The 23,450-nt window shown below is 69.6% G+C and carries 25 protein-coding genes and 1 tRNA gene; 18 read left to right on the top strand and 8 right to left on the bottom strand.

The features are described from left to right. Position 1: 1 nt before the first annotated feature. Genes A5694_RS20325 through A5694_RS20310 form a run of 4 tightly spaced genes read left to right on the top strand, consistent with a single transcriptional unit; the run spans position 2 to position 3,409 of the window. Positions 2–1,702 carry an MCE family protein gene (locus A5694_RS20325; RefSeq protein ID WP_064924108.1) on the top strand — a complete coding sequence of 567 codons (1,701 nt, stop codon included), beginning with the start codon at positions 2–4 and terminating at the stop codon, positions 1,700–1,702. Then, on the top strand, positions 1,699–2,367 hold the full coding sequence (locus tag A5694_RS20320) for a hypothetical protein (RefSeq protein WP_064924107.1): 669 nt from the start codon (positions 1,699–1,701) through the stop codon (positions 2,365–2,367). The genes A5694_RS20325 and A5694_RS20320 overlap by 4 nt, the downstream gene beginning before the upstream one ends. Then, positions 2,364–2,852, top strand: a complete 489-nt coding sequence (locus A5694_RS20315; RefSeq protein WP_064924106.1) for a hypothetical protein — start codon at positions 2,364–2,366, stop codon at positions 2,850–2,852. The genes A5694_RS20320 and A5694_RS20315 overlap by 4 nt, the downstream gene beginning before the upstream one ends. Before the next feature lie 17 nt (positions 2,853–2,869). Beyond that, complete coding sequence (locus tag A5694_RS20310; RefSeq protein ID WP_064924128.1) at positions 2,870–3,409, top strand: hypothetical protein; 540 nt, start codon at positions 2,870–2,872, stop codon at positions 3,407–3,409. Between the two features lies 1 nt (position 3,410). Here the strand turns inward: A5694_RS20310 and A5694_RS20305 are convergent, their stop codons facing one another. Next, entirely contained in the window at positions 3,411–4,856 is a 1,446-nt protein-coding gene (locus A5694_RS20305) for an alpha,alpha-trehalose-phosphate synthase (UDP-forming) (protein ID WP_064924105.1), read from the bottom strand. Beyond that, on the bottom strand, positions 4,857–5,030 hold the full coding sequence (locus tag A5694_RS23470) for a hypothetical protein (RefSeq protein ID WP_109535775.1): 174 nt from the start codon (positions 5,028–5,030) through the stop codon (positions 4,857–4,859). Positions 5,031–5,093: 63 nt separating this feature from the next. Here A5694_RS23470 and A5694_RS20300 point away from each other — a divergent pair, with 63 nt between their 5' ends. From A5694_RS20300 to A5694_RS20290, 3 genes are all read left to right on the top strand, one after another. Beyond that, positions 5,094–5,984, top strand: a complete 891-nt coding sequence (locus A5694_RS20300; RefSeq protein WP_064924104.1) for an enoyl-CoA hydratase — start codon at positions 5,094–5,096, stop codon at positions 5,982–5,984. A 65-nt stretch (positions 5,985–6,049) separates the two neighbouring features. After that, positions 6,050–6,865, top strand: coding sequence for an SDR family oxidoreductase (locus A5694_RS20295; RefSeq protein WP_064924103.1), 816 nt, complete (start codon positions 6,050–6,052; stop codon positions 6,863–6,865). A gap of 2 nt (positions 6,866–6,867) precedes the next feature. After that, positions 6,868–7,725, top strand: a complete 858-nt coding sequence (locus A5694_RS20290; RefSeq protein ID WP_064924102.1) for an SDR family oxidoreductase — start codon at positions 6,868–6,870, stop codon at positions 7,723–7,725. On the opposite strand, the gene A5694_RS20285 is transcribed toward A5694_RS20290, so the two are convergent. Continuing rightward, entirely contained in the window at positions 7,677–9,293 is a 1,617-nt protein-coding gene (locus A5694_RS20285) for a flavin-containing monooxygenase (protein WP_064924101.1), read from the bottom strand. The two genes, A5694_RS20290 and A5694_RS20285, sit on opposite strands and share 49 nt — an antisense overlap. A gap of 101 nt (positions 9,294–9,394) precedes the next feature. On the opposite strand from A5694_RS20285, the gene A5694_RS20280 reads away from it, so the two are divergent. Together A5694_RS20280 and A5694_RS20275 are read left to right on the top strand one after the other, a co-directional pair. Further along, positions 9,395–10,171 carry a glucose 1-dehydrogenase gene (locus A5694_RS20280; RefSeq protein ID WP_064924127.1) on the top strand — a complete coding sequence of 259 codons (777 nt, stop codon included), beginning with the start codon at positions 9,395–9,397 and terminating at the stop codon, positions 10,169–10,171. Between the two features lie 23 nt (positions 10,172–10,194). Beyond that, positions 10,195–11,016: an IclR family transcriptional regulator gene (locus A5694_RS20275; protein WP_234786499.1), complete on the top strand. Its 822-nt coding sequence runs from the start codon at positions 10,195–10,197 to the stop codon at positions 11,014–11,016. 4 nt (positions 11,017–11,020) lie between these two features. Here A5694_RS20275 and A5694_RS20270 read toward each other — a convergent pair whose 3' ends face one another. Continuing rightward, on the bottom strand, positions 11,021–12,100 hold the full coding sequence (locus A5694_RS20270) for an acyl-CoA dehydrogenase family protein (RefSeq protein ID WP_064924100.1): 1,080 nt from the start codon (positions 12,098–12,100) through the stop codon (positions 11,021–11,023). Positions 12,101–12,170: 70 nt separating this feature from the next. On the opposite strand from A5694_RS20270, the gene A5694_RS20265 reads away from it, so the two are divergent. Beyond that, positions 12,171–13,037 (top strand): hypothetical protein, encoded by an 867-nt coding sequence (locus tag A5694_RS20265; protein ID WP_064924099.1) that lies wholly within the window; start codon positions 12,171–12,173, stop codon positions 13,035–13,037. On the opposite strand, the gene A5694_RS20260 is transcribed toward A5694_RS20265, so the two are convergent. Continuing rightward, positions 12,957–14,390, bottom strand: a complete 1,434-nt coding sequence (locus A5694_RS20260; protein WP_064924098.1) for a wax ester/triacylglycerol synthase family O-acyltransferase — start codon at positions 14,388–14,390, stop codon at positions 12,957–12,959. The genes A5694_RS20265 and A5694_RS20260 overlap by 81 nt on opposite strands. Before the next feature lie 131 nt (positions 14,391–14,521). Here A5694_RS20260 and A5694_RS20255 point away from each other — a divergent pair, with 131 nt between their 5' ends. From A5694_RS20255 to A5694_RS20235, 5 genes are all read left to right on the top strand, one after another. Then, the gene (locus A5694_RS20255; RefSeq protein WP_234787946.1) at positions 14,522–15,487 is read left to right on the top strand and encodes an alpha/beta hydrolase; all 966 of its coding nucleotides are present in this window, start codon (positions 14,522–14,524) and stop codon (positions 15,485–15,487) included. Next, positions 15,478–16,272: an SDR family NAD(P)-dependent oxidoreductase gene (locus tag A5694_RS20250; RefSeq protein WP_064924097.1), complete on the top strand. Its 795-nt coding sequence runs from the start codon at positions 15,478–15,480 to the stop codon at positions 16,270–16,272. Before A5694_RS20255 ends, A5694_RS20250 begins: the two co-directional genes overlap by 10 nt. Positions 16,273–16,277: 5 nt before the next feature. Beyond that, positions 16,278–17,036 carry a glucose 1-dehydrogenase gene (locus A5694_RS20245; RefSeq protein ID WP_064924096.1) on the top strand — a complete coding sequence of 253 codons (759 nt, stop codon included), beginning with the start codon at positions 16,278–16,280 and terminating at the stop codon, positions 17,034–17,036. A 57-nt stretch (positions 17,037–17,093) separates the two neighbouring features. Then, entirely contained in the window at positions 17,094–17,951 is an 858-nt protein-coding gene (locus A5694_RS20240; RefSeq protein ID WP_064924095.1) for an alpha/beta fold hydrolase, read from the top strand. A gap of 85 nt (positions 17,952–18,036) precedes the next feature. Then, a tRNA-Thr gene (locus tag A5694_RS20235) sits at positions 18,037–18,112 on the top strand. Positions 18,113–18,123: 11 nt separating this feature from the next. On the opposite strand, the gene A5694_RS20230 is transcribed toward A5694_RS20235, so the two are convergent. Beyond that, the gene (locus A5694_RS20230; RefSeq protein WP_064924094.1) at positions 18,124–18,864 is read right to left on the bottom strand and encodes a hypothetical protein; all 741 of its coding nucleotides are present in this window, start codon (positions 18,862–18,864) and stop codon (positions 18,124–18,126) included. A 108-nt stretch (positions 18,865–18,972) separates the two neighbouring features. Here A5694_RS20230 and A5694_RS20225 point away from each other — a divergent pair, with 108 nt between their 5' ends. Together A5694_RS20225 and A5694_RS20220 are read left to right on the top strand one after the other, a co-directional pair. Further along, entirely contained in the window at positions 18,973–19,692 is a 720-nt protein-coding gene (locus A5694_RS20225; RefSeq protein WP_064924093.1) for a response regulator transcription factor, read from the top strand. After that, complete coding sequence (locus tag A5694_RS20220; protein ID WP_064924092.1) at positions 19,670–21,172, top strand: sensor histidine kinase; 1,503 nt, start codon at positions 19,670–19,672, stop codon at positions 21,170–21,172. Before A5694_RS20225 ends, A5694_RS20220 begins: the two co-directional genes overlap by 23 nt. Positions 21,173–21,175: 3 nt before the next feature. Here the strand turns inward: A5694_RS20220 and A5694_RS20215 are convergent, their stop codons facing one another. After that, positions 21,176–21,580: an HIT family protein gene (locus A5694_RS20215; RefSeq protein WP_064924124.1), complete on the bottom strand. Its 405-nt coding sequence runs from the start codon at positions 21,578–21,580 to the stop codon at positions 21,176–21,178. Positions 21,581–21,692: 112 nt separating this feature from the next. On the opposite strand from A5694_RS20215, the gene A5694_RS20210 reads away from it, so the two are divergent. Next, positions 21,693–22,223, top strand: coding sequence for a YceI family protein (locus A5694_RS20210; protein ID WP_064924091.1), 531 nt, complete (start codon positions 21,693–21,695; stop codon positions 22,221–22,223). A gap of 72 nt (positions 22,224–22,295) precedes the next feature. On the opposite strand, the gene A5694_RS20205 is transcribed toward A5694_RS20210, so the two are convergent. Beyond that, positions 22,296–23,423 carry an NDMA-dependent alcohol dehydrogenase gene (locus tag A5694_RS20205; protein ID WP_064924090.1) on the bottom strand — a complete coding sequence of 376 codons (1,128 nt, stop codon included), beginning with the start codon at positions 23,421–23,423 and terminating at the stop codon, positions 22,296–22,298. Between the last annotated feature and the right edge of the window lie 27 nt (positions 23,424–23,450).

The raw sequence follows: 23,450 nt of genomic DNA, 5'->3' as shown, positions 1-23,450 counted from the left end.
AATGCTGACTCGTCTGGTTCGAATCCAACTCGGGATCTTCGCCGTGGTCACCGTGCTGGCCGTCGGTGCGATCTCGATCCTGTACCTGCACGCGCCGAGCCGGATGGGGATCGGGACCTACCAGGTGACCGCCGATTTCATCGGCGGCGGTGGAATCTACAAGAGCGCCAACGTCACCTACCGGGGGGTGACGGTGGGCCGGGTGGAAGACGTCCGTCTCACCGACCACGGCGTCGACGCGCAGATGCGGCTCAACAGCGGCACCAAGGTCCCGGGCAATGTCACCGCCACCGTCAAGAGTATGTCCGCCATCGGTGAGCAGTACATCGATCTGGTTCCCCCCGCAGGCGCCCCGGCTGCCGGGACGCTGCACAACGGCGCACGAATCGGCCAGGACCGCACCGCGATCGGCCAGGACATCGCCGGACTGCTCGATCAGGCCCAGACGCTGGTCAACAGCGTCGCCAACAGTCGGCTGCGGGATCTGCTGCGCAACGCGTTTCAGGGATTCAACGGTTCGGGGCAGGAGCTGGCCCGGATGATCGCGTCATCGCGGCAGCTGGTCGACGAGGCCAACGCCAACTTCGACGCGATCTACAGCCTGCTCGACCAGTTCGAGCCGTTCCTGGACGCCCAGATCCGCAGCGGTGAGGACATCAAGACGCTCACCAAGTCACTCGCGGCGGTCACCACCGAGGTGCGTAACGCCGACCCGCAGCTGCGTGAAGTACTGCAGACGCTGCCTTCGGTCACCGACGCAGCGAACACCACGTTCAGTGGAATTCAGGCGTCGTTCCCGACGCTGGCGGCCAGCATCGCCAACTTCGGTCGGGTCGGGGTCATCTATCGCAACTCGATCGAACATGCACTGGTGGTCTTCCCCGCCCTGATGGCCGCCCTGCTCACCGTCGCCGGTGGGGTGCCGATGGAAGAGGGCGTCAAGCTCGATTTCAAGATCGACATGCACGACCCGCCACCGTGCACGGTCGGGTTCGTGCCGTTCACCGAGATGCGCACGCCAGCCGACGAGACGGTGCGTGAGCTGCCGAAGGGCCTGTACTGCAAAGCGGCTCAGAACGATCCGACTGCGGTCCGGGGTGCGCGCAACTACCCCTGCATGGAATACCCGGGCAAGCGGGCGCCTACCATTCAGCTCTGCCGGGACCCCAAGGGCTTCATTCCGATCGGCAGCAACGCCTGGCGTGGCCCGCCGGTGCCCTACGACACCCCGATCACCGACCCGCGGATGCGCCAGCCGATGAACAAGTTCCCCTACATCCCGCCGGAATCGGATTACGACCCCGGCCCGCCCGTGGTGGCGCTGCCCCCGGGGGTACCCGCCGGCCCGGGTCCGGCACCCAATCCGCCGTACCCGCTGCCGTACCCGCCGAATGAGCTCGGTCCGAATCCGCCGGCACCGTGGCCGTACTACGCCCCGCCGGACCAGAACATGCCGACCAGCCCGGGCGGTAACGGCGGCCTGCCCGCCTACGGCCGCGACCCGGCTCCCGGCCCGGCACCCGGTCCGATGCCGGCCGAGGCGCCGGCCCAGGCCAACGGGGTCGCCTACAGCAGCTACGACCAGCGCACCGGCAGGTTCGTGGACCCGGCCGGCGGCACCGGGGTGTTCGTCTCCGGCTCGGATAAATGGCTGCCGGCGGAGAACTGGGCGGACTTGATGCTCGAGCCGAGGCAGACGTGAGCGGTCCGGACGACACCCGGACCCGTCGTCGGGCCTCGCGGGCGGCCGGCGCGGCCGGTGACGCCGCCGAGGCCGCAGCGGTGCGGGTGCCGGTTCCCAGCCCGGCGGCGGTGCGGGCGGCCCGGCCGGTCGGCCCACCGCCGCGGCGTCGGGCCAACGCGCGGCAGACCGCCCTCGTCGCCGGTGTCGCCGCCCTGGTGGCGAGCACGGTGCTGGGCGGGCTGGTCGCCGTCCTGCTGGTGCAGCACCGGCACGCCGCCGCAGCCGACAGCCGGGACCAGCGCTTCGTCGACACCGCGGTGCAGACCGTGCTCAACATGTACACCTACACACCTGACACCATCAACGACCAGGTGGACCGTTTCGTGGCCGGCACCAGCGGCCCGCTGCGCGACACCATGGCGGCCAACGCCGACAACCTCAAGGCGCTGCTGCGCGAGACCAAGCACAGCTCCGAGGCGGTGGTCAACGCCGCCGCCCTGGAGGGCGTGGACGACGTTGCCGGCAACGCCTCGGTCCTGGTGGCGATGCGCGCGACCGCGACCGACAGCGAGGGCGTCAACAAGCCGTCGCAGCCGTACGCGCTACGGATCATCGTCCATGAGGACGACGCCGGGAACATGACGGCCTACGACCTCAAATGGCCGGACGGTAGCACCCGATGAGCAAGCGTTGGTGGGTGCTGGCCGCCCTGGTGGCAATTCTCGGAGTGTTCGTGGGGCTGGGGGCCACCGCGGGAACGCTGTATTGGAGCCGGGTCGAGACGCGCGGCGAACAGCTGGCCAGCGCTGAGCTGGTCAAGCTGTCGATCGATGAGATCCCCAAGGTGCTCGGCTACGAGTACAAGACCGTGGAACGCAGCCTGACCGAGACCTACCCGATGTTCACCGGCGAGTACCGGCGCGAGTTCGAGGCCCGGGCCGTCAACGAGATCATCCCGCAGGCCCGGGAGAAGCAACTGGTCAACCAGGTCGACGTCGTCGGCGTCGGTACCCTGGCGGCCCGCCGCACCACCGGTTCGGTGCTGGTCTTCATCAACCGCACCGTGACGGGCAAGTCCAAAGAGAAGCTCTACGAGGGCAGTCGGTTGCGGGTCGACTTCCGCAAGGTCGACCGCAAGTGGCTGATCAGCAACATCGCACCGATCTAGCTGAGAGGATGAGCGGCATGAGGAGACTCGTTCGCGGCCTGATCGCGTGCGTTGTCGCGATGGCGGCGAGCGGCGGGCTGGCTGCCGAGGCCGGCGCCGACGACGACGCGGCGCCGGAAGGCACGCTGGAGGGCATCTACACCTACAACGGCGCCGGTATCACGGCGACGTGGAAGATCTATCCGCTGTGCGTCCCGACGGTGGGTGACGGGCGGGTGCCGCTGCACCTGGCGGTCGGCTGCAAGCTGCAGGTGGAAAGCGACGGCCCTCCGGGACAGGCCGGGGCCTACCGGTTGTCCAACGGCCTGTGGAGCTACCACACGCCGCTGCTGGCCGGTAAGAAATGCCCGGATGGTAAAACCGCCGCCAGCGAGGAGATGTACCAGTTCGACACGTCCCTGCGCGGCACCTACACCCAGTCGCACGCCGCCGTCTGCGGCGAGCAGCCCGGGCTGGACAAGCATCCGTTCACGCTGACGTTCGTCTCACCGCTGCCGAACCCGGTGGTGCACTACCCGCTGACCTGTCAGGACAACCCGATCCACCTGTGCAGCTGAGTCACCCGGACTCAGCGAGCGCGTCGAGGAAGGACCGTGCCCAGCGGTCCACGTCGTGGGCCAGCACCTGGCGGCGCAGGGCGCGCATGCGCCGGCGGCCCTCTTCGGCGGTTTGGTTGACCGCCGCCTCGATGACGTCCTTGACGCCTTCGAGATCGTGCGGGTTGACCAGGTAGGCCTGCCGCAATTCGGCTGCCGCCCCGGTGAATTCACTCAACACCAGGGCGCCGCCCAGGTCGCTGCGGCATGCCACGTACTCCTTGGCGACCAGGTTCATCCCGTCGCGCAGCGGAGTCACCAGCATGACGTCGCTGGCCACGAAGAACGCGATCAGTTCGTCGCGGGGGACCGGTCGGTGCAGGTAGTGCACCACCGGGTGGCCGACCTCGCTGTACTCGCCGTTGATGTGGCCGACCTGGCGCTCGATGTCGTCACGCAGGATCTGGTAGCTCTCCACCCGTTCCCGGCTGGGCGTCGCCAGCTGCACCAGCACCGTGTCGTCCCGCTTGGCGCGGCCTTCGGCGAGCAGCTCGTGGAACGCCTTGAGTCGCACGTCGATGCCCTTGGTGTAGTCCAGGCGATCCACCCCGAGCAGGATCTTGCGCGGGTGGCCCAGTTCGGCCCGGATCTCCTTGGCCCGTCGCCGGATTCCCCGCTCGCGTGCCTTGCGGTCGAGTTCGCCGGAGTCGATCGAGATCGGAAAGGCGCCGACTCGCACGGTGCGGTCGGCCAGACTCACCTGGCCGAACCGGCTGCGCACCCCGACCGCGCCCCGCGAGGTGGCTGCGCCGGTCAGATTGCGTGCCAGGAAGAGGAAATTCTGGGCACCACCGGCCAGATGGAATCCGACCAGGTCGGCGCCGAGCAGGCCGTCGACGATCTCCTTGCGCCAGGGCAGCTGCATGAACAGCTCCACCGGCGGGAACGGGATGTGCAGAAAGAAGCCGATGGTCAGGTCGGGGCGCAGGGTCCGCAGCATCTTCGGCACCAGCTGCAGCTGATAGTCCTGGACCCACACGGTGGCTCCCGGGGCGGCAGCCCGCGATGTCGCCTCGGCGAACCGGCGGTTGACGTCGACATAGCGCTCCCACCACTGCCGGTGGTAGATCGGTTTGACGATCACATCGTGATACAGCGGCCACAAGGTGGCGTTGGAGAAGCCCTCGTAATAGTCGGCGATGTCGGTGGCGCTGAGCGCGACCGGATACAGCCGCAGGTCTTCGATATCGATCGGCGCATCGGGCACGTCCGGGCTGCCCGGCCAGCCCACCCAGGCGCCGCGCCGCTTACGCAGCAGCGGCTCCAGGGCGGTGACCAGTCCGCCCGGGCTGCGTTTCCAGGCCGTTGTTCCGTCGGGGGACACCTCGATGTCGATGGGCAGCCGGTTGGCCACCACGACGAAATCGGATTCTCCGGCCGACGCAGCCAGACCCCCCGACCCCGGCATTTACGCCCCGTGCTTCTCGGTATTCGCCGGACCGATCCCGAGCATGGACAAAAACACCCGGCATTCGTCGGCGTCCTCGGCGTAGGCGGCCACGACTCGCCGGGCCTGACGTGCGGTGCTGTCGGCCAGCGGCTCCACGTCCTCGATGTCGGCGTGTTCGGATTTAGCAGGCATGAGTCGACTCTAGCGAAGTGCGCCGTAACCTGTGAGGCGGACGACAACCAGGGCGGAGGCTGCATGAGCGATCTCGTCGACTATGAAACCCTCGACGACGGGCGCATCGCCCGGATCTGGCTGAACCGCCCGGAGACCCACAACGCGCAGAGTCGCACCCTGCTGGTGCAGCTCGACGACGCGTTCGCCCGTGCCGAAGCCGACGACACCGTGCGGGTGGTGATCCTGGCGGCGCGCGGTGCGAACTTCTCCGCCGGCCACGACCTCGGCTCAGAGGGCGCCCTGGCCGAGCGGCGGCCCGGCCCGGATCAGCACCCGAGCTTCCGCAGCCACGGCGGCACCCGGGAACCGGTCGTCGAGAAGACCTACCTGCAGGAGTGGCACTACTACTTCTCGAACACCTGCCGCTGGCGGGACCTGCGCAAGATCACCATCGCGCAGGTGCAGGGCAACGCCATCTCCGCGGGATTGATGCTGATCTGGGCGTGCGACCTGATCGTTGCCGCCGACAACGCCCGGTTCTCCGACGTGGTCGGGGTGCGCCTCGGCATGCCCGGCGTCGAATACTACGCCCATCCTTGGGAATTCGGCCCGCGCAAGGCCAAGGAGCTGCTGCTGACCGGGGATTCCCTGGACGCCGACGAGGCCTACCGGCTGGGCATGGTGTCCAAGGTGTTCGGCGTCGACGAGCTGGCCGACAAGACTCTGGAATTCGCCCGCCGCATCGCGCAGCTGCCGACGATGGCCGCTTTGTTGATCAAGGACTCGGTGAACGCCGCCGCCGACGCGATGGGTTTCACCGAGGCGCTGAAACACGGGTTCCATATTCATCAGCTGGGCCACGCGCATTGGTCGGCGCACAACGACAACAAGTTCCCGGTGGCGCTGCCGCCGGAGGTGCCGGACTGGCGCACCGCCAAGGCCACCGACCTGGCTCGCCGCGATCAGCCGTAGCGGGCGGCGTCGACCACGTGCTTGGATAGGTAGAACACGTTCCAGTTTTGATCTGAGGGGTCGGTGTGCAGCTCTCGTTCGAAGACCGTAGCTACCTGGTCACCGGAGGCGGCAGCGGCATCGGCAAGGCGGTCGCAGCCAGCCTGGCCGCCGCCGGCGCCGACGTTCTGATCCTCGGCCGCGGGGCAGACCGGCTGGCCGCGGTGGCCGCCGAGATCGGGGCACGGCACTTCCCGGCCGACGTCACCGATGAGGAAAGCGTGATCGCCGCCGTCGAGGCCGCCGAGGGTCGGCACGGCCGACTGCACGGCGTGGTGCACTGCGCCGGTGGTTCGCAGACCATCGGACCGATCACCCAGATCGACTCGGCGGCGTGGCGGCGCACCGTCGACCTCAACATCAACGGTTCGATGTATGTGCTCAAGCACGCCGGCCGGGCCCTGGTGCGCGGTGGCGGCGGCTCGTTCGTCGGGATCTCCTCGATCGCGGCCAGCAACACCCACCGTTGGTTCGGCGCCTACGGCCCGACCAAATCGGCGCTGGATCACCTGATGCAACTGGCCGCCGACGAGCTGGGGGCGTCCTGGGTGCGGGTCAACAGCATCCGCCCGGGCCTGACCCGCACCGAGCTGGTCGCCCCGATCCTGGACTCGCCGGAACTCTCCGAGGACTACCGCGTCTGTACCCCGCTGCCCCGGCCCGGGGAGGTCGAGGACGTCGCCAACCTGGCGCTGTTCTTGCTCAGTGACGCGGCGGGCTACATCACCGGCCAGGTCATCAACGTCGACGGCGGGCAGATGCTGCGCCGCGGTCCGGACTTCACCGCAATGCTGGAGCCGGCGTTCGGCGCGGACGGCTTGCGCGGCGTCGTCGCGGAGTAGCCGTGGGCGTCTATGCGGTCACCGGGGCGGCCTCCGGTATGGGCCGACAGGCGGCGGAGAAGCTGCAGGCGGCCGGCCACACCGTGATCGGGGTGGACCTGCGCGTCGCCGATGTCGTCGCTGATCTGTCCGGACCGCACGGTCGGGCGGCGGCGGCCGAGCGGGTGCTGACCTTGGCCGGGGGCCGGTTGGACGGTGCCGTGCTGGCGGCCGGCGTCGGACCCACCCCGCGGGCGACGCCGCTGATCCTGCAGGTCAATTTCTTCGGGGTGGTCGACCTGCTGCAGGCGTGGCGCCCGGCGCTGGCGGCCGCTGAGCGCGCCAAAGTCGTGGTGATCGCCAGTAATTCGACCACCACGGTGCCGGCGGTGCCGCGGTTGGCGGTGCGGGCCCTGCTCGCCGGGGATGCGGCCAAGGCGCTGCGCTGGCTGCGCCCGTTCGGGCCGGGTGCGCCGTCGTTGGCGTACGCGGCTTCCAAGATCGCGGTGTCGCGCTGGGTGCGCCGGCGGGCGGTCGAGCCGTCCTGGGCGGGCGAGGGTATCCGGCTCAACGCCCTGGCGCCGGGCGCGATCATGACGCCGCTGCTGGAGAAACAGCTTGCCACCCCGGGCCAGGACAAGGCCGTGCGCAGCTTCCCGGTGCCGGTAGGGGGTTTCGGCGACCCCGGCCAACTGGCCGACTGGATGCTGTTCATGCTCTCCGACGCCGCCGACTTCCTCTGCGGCAGCGTGATCTTCGTCGACGGCGGTTCGGACGCCTACTTCCGCGCCGACGACTGGCCGACCGCCGTGCCGGTGCGGCAGGTGGGGCGCTATCTGATGCGGATGAGGTCGTTCTCCAGGACGTCGAAGCCCTTGTAGCCGGCGGCCGCCACCTCGGCGATGATGCGGCCGTAGGTGCCGAAGCCGCCGACGAACGGCATGAACACGCGCGGACGCCCGGCGATATTGGCCCCCAAATACCACGAATTGGCCTGCGGCATCAGGGTCTCCGCTGCGCGCCGGGTGCATTCGGCGCCCCACTCGGCGGCCGCGTCACTGCGCGCCTCCAAGGCGGCCGCGCCGTGCGCGTCGAGGTATCCGATCGCGTCGGCGACCCAGTCGACGTGCAGCTCGGAGTGCAGCACCATGTTGGCGAGCACCGAGGGACTGCCCGGCCCGGTCATGTTGAACAGGTTCGGGAATCCCGGGATGCTCAACCCCAGGTAGGTGACCGGCCCGCCGGCCCAGGTCTCGTTGAGCGTCGCGCCGCCGCGGCCGACGATGTCGATCTTGGCGACCGACCCGGTCATGGCGTCGAATCCGGTCGCCAGGACCAGGACGTCCAGGTCATGGTGCGCCGCGGTGGTGCAGATGCCGCGCGCATCGATCCGCTCGATCGGGGTGGCGCGCAGGTCCACCAGCTGTACGTGGTCGCGGTTGAACGTCGCGAAGTAGTTGTCGTCGGTGCAGATCCGCTTCGCTCCGATCGGATGGTCACGCGGGATCAGCAGCTGCGCGGTAGCCGGATCGTCGACTATCGCGCGGATCTTCTTCTCCCAGAACCTCCGGGCGGTGTCGTTGGCCGCGAGGGTGACCAGTTGATCCGGGAAGGTCTTGGAGAACAGCACCCCGCCCAGTTGCCACCGTCGTTCGTAGGCGGCCTCCCGCTCGTCGTCGGACACCTCCAGCGCCGAGCAGGGGTGCGGCTCGTGCGGCGAGCCGCCACCACTGGCCATCGAGCGACGGCGGCGTTCGGCATATCCCGCCTTGTGTTTGCGCCGGGTCGCCTCGTCCAGTGGCGCGTTGCCGGCCGGGATGCTGTAGTTGGCGGTGCGCTGGAATACCGTCAGGTGTGCCGCCTCGTTGGCGATCGGCGGGATCACCTGAATGCCCGAGGAGCCGGTGCCGATCACGCCGACCCGCTTGCCGGTGAAGTCCACACCGCGGTGCGGCCAGTGCGCCGTGTGATACGTCTCGCCGGCGAAGGACGCCAACCCCTCGATCGCCGGGACATTGGCATTGGACAGCGGACCGACCGCGAGCACGCAGAACCGTGCGGTCACCACCTCGCCGGCGTCGGTGCGGACTTGCCAGCTCAAGGTGGCCTCGTCGAGGACCAGGCCCGTCACCCGCGTCCCGAACGAGATGTCGCGGCGCAGGTCGAAGCGATCGGCGACATGGTTGAGGTAGCGCAGGATCTCCGGCTGGGTGGCGTACTTCTCGCTCCAGTCCCAGTCCTGCTGCAGCTGGGCGTCGAAGGAGTAGGAGTAGTCGACGCTTTCGACGTCGCAGCGCGCGCCCGGATAGCGGTTCCAGTACCAGACGCCGCCGACCCCGTCGGCCGCCTCGAACACCCGCACGGTCAGCCCGTCGCCGCGCAGGCGGTGCAGCGCGTAGAGGCCGGCGAAACCCGCCCCGATCACCACCACATCCACATCGGTCTCCATGACGCGCGACGCTACGAGCAGCCGGTCGCGCCCACCCAGCGATTGTCCCGCTGTGTGAGACTCCCGGTGACGTGCGGGTCGCCCGAGTCGATGCTGTGGCCATGCTCACCGAAACCGCCCGCTTGGCCGGCAAAGTCATCCTGATCACCGGCGGTGCCCGCGGCCTGGGCGCCGCGTTCGCCCGTCATCTCGTCGCCGGCGGCGGGCGGGTGGTGATCGGCGACATCCTCGACGATGAGGGCGCCCGCCTGGCCGCCGAGATCGGCGACTCCGCGCGCTACGTGCACCTCGACGTCACCGAGCCGGCCGGTTGGGCGGCCGCGGTGCAGGTCGCGCTCACCGAATTCGGCGGGCTGACCGGGCTGGTCAACAACGCCGGGGTGGCGACCGGGCAGTTCATCGAGCACGAACCCGTCGAGCACTTCCGCAGCGTGCTGGAGATCAACCTGGTCGGGGTGTTCAACGGAATTCAGGCCGTGATCGCGCCCATGCGGGAGGCCGGCGGCGGCTCGATCGTCAACATCTCGTCGGCCGCCGGATTGATGGGCCTGGCGTTGACCGCCGGCTACGGAGCGTCCAAGTGGGGCGTGCGGGGGCTGACCAAGATCGCGGCCGTCGAACTGGCCGGGGAGAAGGTCCGGGTCAACTCCGTGCATCCGGGCATGACTTACACCCCGATGACCGCCGAGATCGGTATCGAGCCCGGAGACGGCGGCTTCCCGAATACCCCGATGGGCCGGGTCGGCGTGCCCGAGGAGATCGCCGGGGCCGTCAGTTTCCTGTTGTCCGACGACGCCGCCTACGTCACCGGCGCGGAGATCGCCGTCGACGGCGGCTGGACCACCGGGCCGACCGTGAAATACGTACTGGGGCAGTGACGGCGCGGGAATAATCACCCGGTATGGAGGCGACGTCGATGGTGGCGCGGGTGGCGCTGATCATCAACCAGTTCGACGAACCCGGCAAGCGACTGCGGCTCGACCAGGTGGTGGCCCGCACCGGGCTGCCGCGCTCCTCGGTGCACCGGATCCTGACCCAACTGGACTCGGCCGGCCTGGTGCAGCACCGGCCCGACGGTTACGGCATGGCCGCCTCGCCGCTGCCCGTCGCGCAGATCGTCGACCACGCCGAACTGCGCGGAGTGGCCTCGACAACCCTGGCGCGGCTGCACTCCGACACCCGGCTGGTGGTGCACCTGGGGGTGCTCCTCGGCGGTGACGTCGTCTACCTCGACAAGGTCGCCGGGGACGGCGGTGCGCTGGTGCCGACCCGGGTGGCCGGCCGCACCCCCGCGCATGCCAGCGCGTTGGGGAAGGCGCTGCTGGCGCGGCTGCCCGCCGAGGAGGTGGATGCGCTCGTCGGCGACGTCCTGCCGAAGCGCACCCGGGCCACCATCGGTGATCGCGCCACCCTGCACCGGGAGCTGGCCCGGATCCGCAGCCGGCACGGGCTGGCCTACGACACCGAGGAACTGGCGGTCGGATTGTCGAGTGTGGCCGCCCCCATCGGGGGCCGCGACGGCCAGATCGCCGGGCTGTCCCTGACCGGCGCGGTCCCGATGCACCGGCTGCAACGCACCGCGCCGTTCGTGATGCGCGCCGCGGGCCGGATCTCCCACGACCTCAGCGGCTTCATGCCGGCCGATGGAGCTGAGCGGGACGCCGAGACCGACAGCATGCTGTCCCGGGTGCTGCGCACCATCTCCGCCGACGCGTGGGTCTGAGCCGTTACAGGATCAAGTCATCGACCGGCAGCCCGAACGCGAACTGTCCCACCGCCGTCAGTACCCGCTCCACGTCGTTGGCGGCGTGCAATCGCGCCGTCTGCATGTCGCGCCAGACGCGCTCCAGCCGGGGGTGCGCGCCGGCGCCGGCTTGCTCGACACACAACCCGACCGCCTGCATCGCCCGCTCGAAGGCCAGCACCTGATCGCGGCGGGCCCGCAACATCAGCTCGGCGTCGGGCACGGCGCCGGTTCGGGCGCACGCGCTGAGGTCGGCCAGGTTACGGCTGATCTGCAGTGCCGAGACCTCCAGTCCCGCCGCCGCCATGGCGACGGCGCTCAGCGGATCGGCCGGCCGGGCGCGGTCCAGGATCCCGTGCGCCGCGCCGAGCAGTGGGGCGGTGCCGGCGTGGGTGTAGAGCGTGGGTTGCGGCAGGCGGTACAGCGGGGGCAGGGCGGCCCGCTGCGCATCACTGACCCAGCCGAAACAGCGATAGGCGGGCACCGGAGCGCCGGACACCACGACGTCGTCCGCTCCGATCCCACGCAGCCCCAGGCCATTCCAGGTCGCCTCGACGGCGTAGTGCTCGCGGGGCACCAGCGCCACGGTGAAGTCTTCAGCGGCGCCATCGGCCCCCACCACCAACGCCCCGGCGATCAGCCACGAGGCGTGCTGCACCCCGGCGCAGCGGCTCCACCGCCCCGACAGGCGGAAACCGTCACCGGCGCGTTCGAGCCGACCGGTCGGGGCATAGGCCGAGCAGATCAGCGCACCGGGGTCGCCACCCCAGACATCGTGCTGGGCGGCAATGTCGAACAGGGCCAGGTGCCAGGCGTTGACGCCCAGCGCCGCGGCCAGCCACCCGGTCGAGGTGCACGCCGACGAGATCTCTCGCACCACCGCCAGATAGCTCCCGGGGTCGGACTGCCGGCCGCCGAAGTCCGCTGGCTGCAACAGTGCGAAGACGCCCGCCTCCCGCAGGCTCGCAACGGTATCCGGTGCCACCGCCGCGTTGCGGTCGACGGTGTCGGCGGCCGCGGCAATAGCCGGCAACAACGGCCGAATCGCCGCCAACACACGCATGCTCACCGCCCTTTCGTGTCGCCGATAGCATTCATTGTGGCGCTGGGCCGGAGTCCGCGAGGAGATATCGATGGGTGCCTGGCAGATGTTGCAGCCCAGGCGATTCGGCGGCGAGGCGTTGCCCGCCGACGAGTTCGTCTCTGCGGTGGCCGCCTTGGCCGCCCGCGACGGGTCCTCGGGTTGGCGTTGCGCGATGGCCAACGCTGCCGCCCACCGGGCGGGCGCACTGCCTGATCACGCCGGCGCCGTCATCTGGGGTGCCGATCCGGGCGCCCGGGTCGCGGTGGGCCTTGGCCCGGGTGGCCGGCTGGTGGACGGCCGGCGGTTGAGCGGGCACTGGTCTGAGGTCACCGGCGCCGACGTCGCCGACTGGCTGTTGCTGGCCGCTGACGGCGACCGTCTGGTGCTGGTGGCACGCGCCGACGTGGCGGTGTCGCCTCGCACCGCACCGACCGGACTGCCCGATGCCGGAATCGCCGACGTGCAGGTCGTTGAGCTGCCGGTTGATGCCGAGCGGGTCTTTGCGGCGCGGGACGACGGCGCCGCGGTGGTCGGCGGCGCCGCCGCGGCGGCCGCGGTGGCCGGCGCCGCCGACGGGCTGTGGCAAGCGCACGTCGCCCAGGTCCGCCAGCGGTTGGCCGCCTCCTACGGCAGCGCGGAAGTCGGGGATCTGACGGTGTCGACCCGGCAGGTCGCGCTGGCCGCGTCCGACATCGACGCCGCGACCCTGCAGATCCGGGCGTCGTTGTCGCAGCACCCGCGGTCAGCGGCGCGGGCTCAGCGCCAGGCCGCTGCCCGGGCGCGCGCCGCCGCCGACCGCGTGCTGAGCAGTAGCCGCGGCCACGCGCTGGACGCCTCAGACCCGGTCGCGAGCTTGTGGCGCGACGTTCACACCGGGTGCCGGCTCACATGTGAGTTGCTCGACGCCCTCGACTGACGCTGCCAGCTCGGCGAGGGCAACCGGCAGTTGATCGGCGATCTCCCATGCGTCGGCCACGTGGTCACCGCAGGCCAGCACCCCGATCGTCAGCTTGCCCTCGTAGCTCCAGCCGGTGAAGTTCAGCCCCATCGGGAACACCAGCGGACCCGACGAGATCAACCGTTCGACCGGTGCGCCCTCGAAGCAAAGCTGTTGGGGCCCGCGCATATTCGAGGCGATCAGACTGAATGTCGGCCGGTGCGTGGTGCGTTCGCCGATCAGCGGCAGGGCGCGGGAGTAGAACCAGAACAGCGGCCAGTACTCCATCCAGTCGTGCTGCAGCCACAGGTCGCGTTCGGCCTGCACCTCCCGGGCGGTGCGGGTCGCCGCCGCGATGGCCGCCAGCCGGTCGACCGGATCGGCCACGTCGGTGGCCAGCGCCACGTTCCACCGTGCCACCTTGTTGCCCCAGGGATCGCCGTCGGGCGGGCGCATCGACACCGGCACCACCGCGGTCAGCGACTCGTCGGCCAGCTCCCCGTGCCGGTCCAGGTAGGCGCGCAGCGCACCGCTGCAGACCGCGAGGAACACGTCGTTGACCGTCACGCCGAAAGCCCGGGCGACCCGTTTGATGGTGTCCATATCGCAGCCGCGGAAGGCGAAGCGGCGCTGGGCTGTCAGCGGCGCGTTGAAGCGGGCACCGGGTGCGGCGAACGCTTCGGCGTAGCCCGGTTTGCCGGCCTTGCGGCGGCGCAGGATGGTGCGGGTGACCGCCCCGGTGCGGGCGATCAGCCGCGGTAGGCCGATCAACGCGGCGAGCTGGTGGCGGGCCACCATCGGCAGCCAGCGCCACAGCGCCGGCCGGCGCTCGTCGCGCGGCGGTGTGGAGGGGGGATTTCCATTGCTGCACAGCGCTTCCAGGATGCGCAGTGAGGCGGTGCCGTCGGCGACGGCGTGGTGAATCTTCCAGATCAGCGCGATCCGGCCGTCGGCCAGCCCGTCGACGTAGCACAACTGCCAAGCTGGGCGACCACGGTCGAGCCGGTCGTGGAAGATCGCCTCGATTGCCGCCGCGAGTTCGGGATCGCCGCCGGGCGCGGCCAGGGTGATCCGCCGCAGGTGGCGGTCGACGTCGACGTGGGGCCGGGCGATCCACCAAGGCCGGCCGAACCGCAGCCGCGGCGCCAGCAACTGCCACTGCAGCGGTTCGACCCGGGCGACCAGGTCCGGGACCAGCGCCTTGACGGCCTCGAAGGTCAGCGGCCGCGGGCCGCGGATCGGGTCGAGCACCAGCACCTTGATGGTGTGTTGCGGTTGGGCGGCGTTCTCCCACGCCAGAAAGCTGTTGTCCTCGCCGGTCAAACGCCGCATTGGCCCTCCGCTCACCGATCAGATGTGGCCTGGTTCACTTGTAGGCCGTTGCTGTGCGCGGGCCGACACGTTGTCTCGGCCAGTGAGACTTCGGGATTTGCCGTGGCGGTTGCCGCTCTACCTTGCGCTGCGTGACCGAAATCGCCTCGATGCAGTCCGAGCTCGCCGACCGGATGAGCGCGGCCTTCGCGTCCGTCGCGGCCGGGGTCGGCAACGCGGTCCAGGTGCGGGCCAGTCTGAAAGCCACCCGGCGGCCGGCCAGACCCGTCCCGGTCGGTTGGGTCGACGAGTGCCACATTCCCGGGCCCGCCGGCCCGCTTCCGGTGCGCATCTACTTCCCGCTCGACCCGGGCCCGTCCCGCGATCAACTGCCGGTGCTGGTCTACTTCCACGGCGGCGGCTTCGTGCTGTGCGACCTGGATTCGCACGACTCCTGCTGCCGCCGGCTGGCCAACGGTGCCGGGGCGATCGTGGTGTCGGTCGATTACCGGCTGGCGCCCGAGTCGCCGTTTCCCGCCGCGATCGAAGACGCCTGGGCGGCCACCCAGTGGGTGGCCGGCCAGCTGGCCGAACTGGGCGGTGATCCGTCGCGGCTGGTGGTCGCCGGCGACAGCGCCGGGGGCAACCTCGCTGCCGTGGTGGCGATGCTGGCCCGGGATCGTGGCGGCCCGCCGATCGCATTCCAGCTGCTGATCTATCCCGTCGTTGATCAGCGCCGTAAGCAGGCGTCGGCGTCCCGTGGCCGGCGCGGCCCGAGCGGGACGCTCACCGCGGCCCACATGCAGTGGTTCACCGAGCAGTACCTCGGCCGTGACGGCGACCGCAGCAACCCGCTGGCCTCCCCGATCCTGGGCGAACTCGCCGGTCTGCCACCGGCTCACGTCGTCACCGGCTCGCTGGACCCGCTCTGCGAGGAGGGGGAGGAGTATGCGCGGCGCCTGCAATCCGCGGGCGTCCCGGCCAGCGTGCAGCGCTACCAGCATGGCTTCCACGGCTTCTTCAACCTGGCGGATCATCTGCCGTTGGCCGCCCGGGCCAGCGACGACGTCTGCGCGGTGCTCCGCGCGGCCCTACCGGAAGGATCGGCATGCAACTGAGGAACGCTCGGGTCCTGGTCACCGGTGCCAGCCGCGGTCTCGGCAAGAGCATCGCCGAGGTGGCGGCCGCGCGTGGCGCCGCCGTGGCGCTGGTGGCGCGCGATGCTGCGGCGTTGGAGATCCTGGCCAAGGAGATTGAGGGCAAGGCCTACCCGACCGACCTGTGCGACCCGGCGGCCGTGGAGGCGCTGATCGACCGGGTCGAGGCCGACGGTCCGGTGGATGTGCTGATCAACAACGCCGGCATCGACCGGGTCGGTCGGTTCCCGGAGGCCAGCGCCCAGCAGGTGCGCGACCTACTGCAGGTCAACCTCGCCGCCCCGATGGAGCTGTGTCGGCAGTTGATGCCGCGCATGGTGGCCCGCGGCCGCGGCCATATCGTCAACGTCTCGTCGTTCGGGGCGATCTCGACCGGGCCCGGCGTCACCTTGTACGGCGCCTCGAAGGCCGGGCTGAGTCATTTCACCGCCGGCATCCGATCCGAGCTGCGTGGCAAGCCGGTGAACACCACGCTGGTGCAGCTCGGTGAGGTCAAGACCGACATGATCGACCAGATCCGGGCGTTCGGGCCGGCGCGGCGCACCATCGAGCGGGCGGAGAAGCTGCGCATGACCGCGCCCGCGATGGAGCCCGACGTCGTCGCCACCGCGATCGCGGACGCAATCGACCGCAACCGCCGACATGTCATCCTGCCGCGCAGCATCACGCTGATGGCCAAGTTCACCGAGTTCCCGCGCCGGGTCTCGGAGATCATGCTGACCGGCATCGACCAGGACGGGGACTAGGCACGATGGCGCTGACCGACCTGACCGGCAAGGTCGCCGTCATCACCGGGGCGGCCCGCGGCCAGGGGGCGGCGGAGGCCCGGCTGTTCACCGCGCTGGGCGCTCAGGTGGTGCTGACCGACGTGCTGGCCGACGAGGGGGCCGCTGTTGCCGCCGAGATCGGGGCCCGTTTCGTGCCTCATGACGTCGGCGACGAGGCCGGCTGGGCGGCCGTCGTCGACACCGCGGTCAGCGCGTTCGGGCGCCTGGACGTGCTGGTCAACAATGCCGCGATCTGCCGGTCGATTCCGCTGGTCGAACAGTCCGCCGACGACTTCGAGACGATGCTGCGGGTCAACCTGATCGGCGCGTTCCTCGGCATCAAAGCCGTGGTGGAGCCGATGCGCGCCGCGGGCGGCGGCTCGGTGATCAACGTGTCGTCGCAGGCCGGGTTGCAGGGCCTGTCCGGCTACAGCGCCTACGGGGCATCGAAGTGGGGGCTGCGCGGCTTGACCAAGGTCGCCGCGATCGAACTCGGGCCGTACGCGATCCGGGTCAATTCGGTGCATCCCGGACTGATCGACACCCCGATGGTGGCGCACCTGGGCGTCCAGCACGGCCCGGGCGGTCATCCCGGAGCGCCGCTGGCCCGGATCGGCCTGCCATCTGAAGTCGCCGACGTCGTCGCGTTCCTGGCCTCGGACGCGTCGGCGTACGTCACCGGGGCCGAACTGGCCGTCGACGGCGGGGCCAGCGCGGGCAGGGTCCCGACCCCGACACCGTGACCGGCGTCGTCCGGCGTTAGCCTGTCTAAGAGTTTCGGGACCTTGTGAGGAGACATCATGCCGGCAGAGCTGAGCCACGACGAGACCCTGCGTGAGGTCACCACCGAGCAGGGGGTGCTGCGCTACCACGAGGCCGGTGACGGCCCGACGCTGCTGCTGCTGCACGGGTCCGGGCCGGGCGTGACCGGGTGGCGCAACTACCGCGGCGTGCTGCCGGCCTTCGCCGAGCACTTCCGCTGCCTGGTGCTGGAGTTCCCCGGGTTCGGCGTCAGCGACGACTTCGGCGGGCACCCGATGGTCAGCGCATTCGGCGCGGTGCCGGCGTTCGTCGACGCGCTCGGCTTGGAGCAGGTGAGCATCGTCGGCAACTCGATGGGCGGCGGCGTCGGCGTCAACTACGCGACCGCCAACCCCGACAAGGTGCGCAAGCTGGTGACGATCGGTGGCATCGGCACCAATCTGCTGACGCCGGGTCCCACCGAGGGTGTCCGGCTGCTGCAGGACTTCACCGACAACCCGAGCCGCGAATCGCTGGTGCGCTGGCTGGAGTCGATGGTCTACGACCCGGCCGTGGTGACCGAGGAGCTCATCGAGGAGCGCTGGGCGCTGGCCACCGACCCGGAGACGCTGGCCAGTGCCCGACGGATGTACGGCAAGAAGGCCTACACCGCGATGATGCAGATGATGGCCGCGTCCAAGGGGCCGATGCCGTGGGCGATGCTGCACCGGGTGCAGTGCCCGACCCTGGTCACCTGGGGCCGCGACGACCGGGTCAGCCCGCTGGACATGGCGCTGATCCCGATGCGCACCATGCCCAATGCGGAGTTTCATGTGTTCCCCAACTGCGGGCACTGGGCCATGATCGAGGCCAAGGACGCCTTCGAGTCGGTGGTGCTGGACTTCCTGCGCCGCTGACGGCGTCTACTTGCCCTCGCGGGAGCGGGCGGCCCGCCGGCACCACCCCGTCGTACAATCGCCATGGCTCATCGAGCCAGCCCCGGCCGCGTTAGCTCAGTTGGTAGAGCGTCGCTCTTGTAAAGCGGATGTCGAGAGTTCGAGTCTCTCACGCGGCTCCATGCCTGGCCCGTCACTCGACGTCGGCGGGATCGGACTCGATCACCCGCTGGGAGCGCACCGGCCGCGACGAGGAGCGCCGGCCGGACCGGCGGGGCAGCAGCGGGATCCGCTCGGCGATATTGCTCAGCGGGTTGACCACCAACGTCAGCGCGATAACGGCCTCTTGCAGCGTCTCGATGGCCGGCTCCAGCGCCTCCATCCCCGGTGCCAGCCGGCTCAACGTGTCGGCGACGTTCGCGAGTTGCTCCAGCGGGCCGTTGCGCGCGGTGAGCTTGTCGACCAGCCCGCCCTCGGCCAGCAGCCGGTCGGCCAGGCCGTCCTCGGAGAGCAGGCGCTCGATCAACCCGTCCTCATCGGTCAGTTGATCCACCAGCCCGCCCGGCTGCAGCGCTCGCTGCAATCCGCCGCCCTCGGCGGTGAGCCGGTCGAGCACGCCGCCCGGCCCGGTCAGCTGGTCGACCAGCCCGCCCGGGCTCAGCAGCCGGTCCACCGGGCCGCCCGGCGCCAGCGCGCGCCCCAGCGGGGCGTCGTCGTCCATCAGCTTGGCCAGCCGATTGGCCCGGGCGATGGTGTCCTCCAGGCCCAGCATCTGCGCCATCGAGTTGGCCGGCCCCTGGGTGGGGGATTCCCCGAGCGTCTGGCGGGCCAGCCCGAGGGCGGCCGTGGCGACCCCGAGCCCGGCGTCGGCGATCGACAGACCGATCCGCGCCGGAGCGGTCGATACGGCGATCAGCTGTTTGGCCAGGCTCATCCGGCCAGTGTAGGGGCGATCCGGGACCGATATCAGGTAGTTTGATTGACAACAAACACACAGCTGATATCCAGTTCATTTTCACCCGACCACGAGGGAATTGACCCTATGGGAGCAACAGCTGCGCATGACGCTGCGCCGGAGGCCCGTGTCCTGGTCGTCGATGACGAGACGAACATCGTCGAGTTGCTGTCGGTCAGCCTCAAATTCCAGGGATTCGAGGTCTACACCGCCTCCAGCGGGCCGGCGGCGTTGGACCGTGCGCGCGAGGTGCGACCGGATGCGGTGATCCTGGACGTGATGATGCCCGGGATGGACGGGTTCGGGGTGCTGCGCCGGCTGCGCGCCGACGGCATCGACGCCCCGGCGTTGTTCTTGACCGCGCGCGACTCGCTGCAGGACAAGATCACCGGCCTCACTCTCGGCGGCGACGACTACGTGACCAAGCCGTTCAGCCTGGAGGAGGTGGTGGCCCGGCTGCGGGTCATCCTGCGCCGGGCCGGCAAGGGTGCCGGGGAGCCGCGCAACTCCCGGCTGACCTTCGCCGACATCGAACTCGACGAGGACACCCACGAGGTGTGGAAGGCCGGCCAGCCGGTATCGCTGTCGCCGACCGAGTTCACCTTGCTGCGCTATTTCGTGATCAACGCCGGCACCGTGTTGAGCAAGCCCAAGATCCTCGACCACGTCTGGCGCTACGACTTCGGTGGCGACGTCAACGTGGTGGAGTCCTACGTGTCCTATCTGCGCCGCAAGATCGATACCGGCGAGAAGCGCCTGCTGCACACGCTGCGCGGGGTGGGCTATGTGCTGCGCGAGCCGCGGTGACCGACGCTCTTCGGTCAGGGGCAAGGTAGTGGTCCCCCGCGGCGTCCTGCCACTCCGGGTCAGTCTGGTCGCCGCCACCTTGGCCATGGTGGCCATCGGCTTGCTGGCGCAGGGGTATGCCGTCACCACCATCCTGCGGCACCGGCTGATCAGCCGGATCGACGCGACGCTCATCGACGCCGCGCACGGCTGGGCGCTGGAACAACGTGGCCGGGCGCCATTGCAGGAGGACGAGGACCCGAATCCCGGCCGGCCGCCGACAAGCTTCTATGTCCGCGACGTCGACCCGGATGGCAGCATCTGGACGGTCGTCAACGACCAGAACGCCGAGCCGCTGTTGCCGCCGGACAACGACGTGGGATCGGTGCCGGTGACGATCGGGTCGGTCGACGGCTCGGGGGTGCAGTGGCGGGCGCTGTCGGTGCACGGTGAGAACGGCAGGCTGATCACGGTCGCCCGGGACTTGTCCGATCCGCGGGCCACGCTGCGCTACCTGGCCTGGTCGCGGGTGGCGATCGGCATGGGGGTGCTGCTGGTGCTCGGTGCCGCCGGCTATGTGGTGGTCAACCGCAGCCTGCGTCCGCTGGCCGAGGTCGAGCGGACCGCCGCGGCGATCGCCGCCGGCCAGTTGGATCGCCGGGTGCCCGAGCGTGATCCGCGTACCGAGGTCGGGCGGCTCTCGCTGGCGCTCAACGGCATGCTGGCGCAGATTCAGCAGGCGGTGGCGTCCTCGGCGGCCTCGGCGGACAACGCGCGGGTCTCCGAGGAGAGGATGCGGCGGTTCATCACCGATGCCAGCCACGAGCTACGCACACCGCTGACCACGATCCGTGGCTTCGCCGAGTTGTACCGCCAGGGCGCGGCCCGCGACGTCGAGTTGCTGATGTCGCGGATCGAAAGCGAAGCCAGTCGGATGGGCCTGCTCGTCGAGGATCTGCTGCTGCTGGCCCGGATGGACGCCCAGCGGCCGCTGGAACGCACCTGGGTCGACCTGCTGGTGCTGGCCACCGACGCGGTGCACGATGCGCGGGCCATCGCGCCGAATCGGACCATCGAACTGGAGGTCTTCGACGGCCCGGGCACCCCGGAGGTGCTCGGTGACGAAGCCCGGCTGCGTCAGGTGCTGAGCAATCTGGTGTCCAACGCGCTGCAGCACACCCCGGAGGACGCCGCCATCACGGTGCGGGTCGGCACCGAGGGCGACGACGCGATCCTCGAGGTCGTCGACCAGGGGCCCGGGATGAGCGAACAGGACGTGCAGCGGGCCTTCGAGCGGTTCTTCCGCACCGACTCGTCGCGGGCGCGGGCCAGCGGCGGCACCGGGCTGGGGCTCTCGATCGTCGACTCGCTGACCCGGGCGCATGGCGGCACCGTCACGGTGAGTTCCCCGCCCGGTCAGGGCTGCACGTTCCGGGTCGCGGTGCCGCGACTCGCCGACACGTCGGCCGAAAGAGCCGAGATTCCCGCCGAGATCCGCTGAGCCTCAGGACAGTTCGGCGAGCGCAGCCCTGATCTTGGCTTGCGCCTCGTCCAGGGATTCCGGTGTGGGATTGCGGTCCACGCCGGCGAAGCCGAAGTCGGCCAGGCTCCGGGTCGGGAAGACGTGGACGTGCAGGTGGGGCACCTCCAGACCGGCGATGATCAGGCCGGCACGCTCGGTGTCGAACGCCCGGCACACCGCCTTGCCGATGCGCTGCGCCACGGCCATCACCTGGGCGAAGACGGCGCCGTCGACGTCCTGCCACTGGTCGATCTCGGCGCGGGGCACCACCAGCGTGTGGCCTTGGGTCATCGGCTCGATGGTCAGGAAACCGACGACGTCGTCATCCTCGTAGACGAACCGGCCCGGCAGTTCCCGGTTGATGATCTTGGTGAAGACGGTGCTCATGAGCTTCAGCATATGCGTCGAGTCGCGGATTTAGCGGCCGCTGCTGCGTATTATCGACAACGAGCTGGTGCCCCCGGTCCGGGCTCGCCACGCCACCGGTAGAGGAGATGAGATGTCAGCTGTCACAACATTTCTCGGCAGCCCCGAGGCGGTCGGCACCTGGAACCTGGATGCCGGGGAGTCCAGTATCCGGTTCGAGAACGGCACGATGTGGGGTGCGCTGAAGGTGCGTGGCGCTTTCACCGATTTTTCGGGCAGCGGCGAGATCAAGGACGCCAAGACGGTATCCGGGCGTGTCGACATCAAGGCCGCCTCGATCAACACCGGCCTGGGCACCCGCGACCATGACCTGCGCCGGTCGAACTTCTTCGACACCGACCGCTTCCCCGACATCACCGTCGTGGTCACCAGCGGGGAGCCGGCCGGTGGTGACGCCGCCCGCCTGGACGCCGAACTGACCGTCAAGGGCATCACCGGACCGTTACCGCTCAAGGTCGACATCACCCCGCTCGGTAACGGGGCGGTGCGGCTGACCACCGAGACGACCGTGACCCGCAAGCAGTTCGCCGTGGAGGGCAACTTCTTGGGCATGGTCGGCAACCGAACCAGGCTGCGGGCCAGCCTGGTGTTCCGGAAGGCCTAACCCGGCGTTGACTCTGCGCTGAGGGCGGGCGCTTCTCGCGCTTCTCCGCCCTCAACGCAGAGTCAATCGGAATTACCGATCGTCGTCGGTGTAGCGGATGATGCCGCGAATGTTCTTGCCGTCCAGCATGTCCTGGTAGCCGTCGTTGATCTGCTCCAGCTTGTACTGGCGGGTCACCATGTCGTCGAGATTGAGCTTGCCGGCCTTGTACATCGACAACAGCTGCGGGATGTCGTACTGCGGATTGCCGCCGCCGAAGATGGTGCCCTGCAGGTTCTTTTGCAGCAGGGTCAGCATCGACAGGTTGAGCGTGACCTGGTTGTCGAGCATGCTGCCCATGGCGGTCAGCACGCAGGTGCCGCCCTTGGCGGTCAGGATCATGTAGTTGTCGATGTCGGCGCCGTGCACCTCGCCGACGGTGACGATCACCTTCTTGGCCATCAGCCCGGCGGTGACCTCCATCATCCCGCCCATCGCGGCCATGATGTCCGGATACACATGGGTGGCACCGAACTTCAGTGCCTGATCACGCTTCCAGTCCACCGGGTCGATGACGAAGACGTTGCGGGCGCCGGCATTGACCGCACCTTGCAGGGTCGACATGCCGACCCCCCCGACGCCGACGATCGCGACGTCCTCGCCGGGTCGGATATCAGCGGTGCGCACCGCCGAGCCGTAGCCGGTGGTGACGCCGCAGCCCACCAGGCAGGCCACCTCGAACGGGATCGACGGGTCGATCTTCACCACCGACGTCTTGTGCACCACCATCCACGGCGAGAACGTGCCCAGCAGTGTCATCGGGTAGACGCCCTGGCCGCGGGCGGTGATCCGGAAGGTGCCGTCGCTGACCGCCACGCCGTTGAGCAGCCCGGCGCCCAGGTCGCACAGGTTACGCATCCCGGCCTGACAGGTCGGACACCGGCCACAGGACGGGATGAAGGACAGCACGACGTGGTCGCCGGGCGCGATGTCCTCGACGCCGGGACCGACTTCGGTGACGATGCCGGCGCCTTCGTGGCCGCCCAGGACGGGGAAGCCGGCCATCGGGATGCCGCCGGTCATCAGGTGGTGGTCGGAGTGGCACATGCCGGCCGCCTCCAGCTGGATCTTGACCTCGTCTTTCTGGGGGTCGCCGATCTCGATCTCCTCGACCGACCACGGCTTGTTGAACTCCCAGAGCAACGCACCCTTTGTCTTCACCTAAGAACCTGCTTTCATCTTTCGATA

It is taken from the genome of Mycolicibacter sinensis, from assembly GCF_001667945.1.
GTDB lineage: Bacteria > Actinomycetota > Actinomycetes > Mycobacteriales > Mycobacteriaceae > Mycobacterium > Mycobacterium sinense_B.
This window is presented reverse-complemented; position numbering and strand designations above follow the sequence as displayed.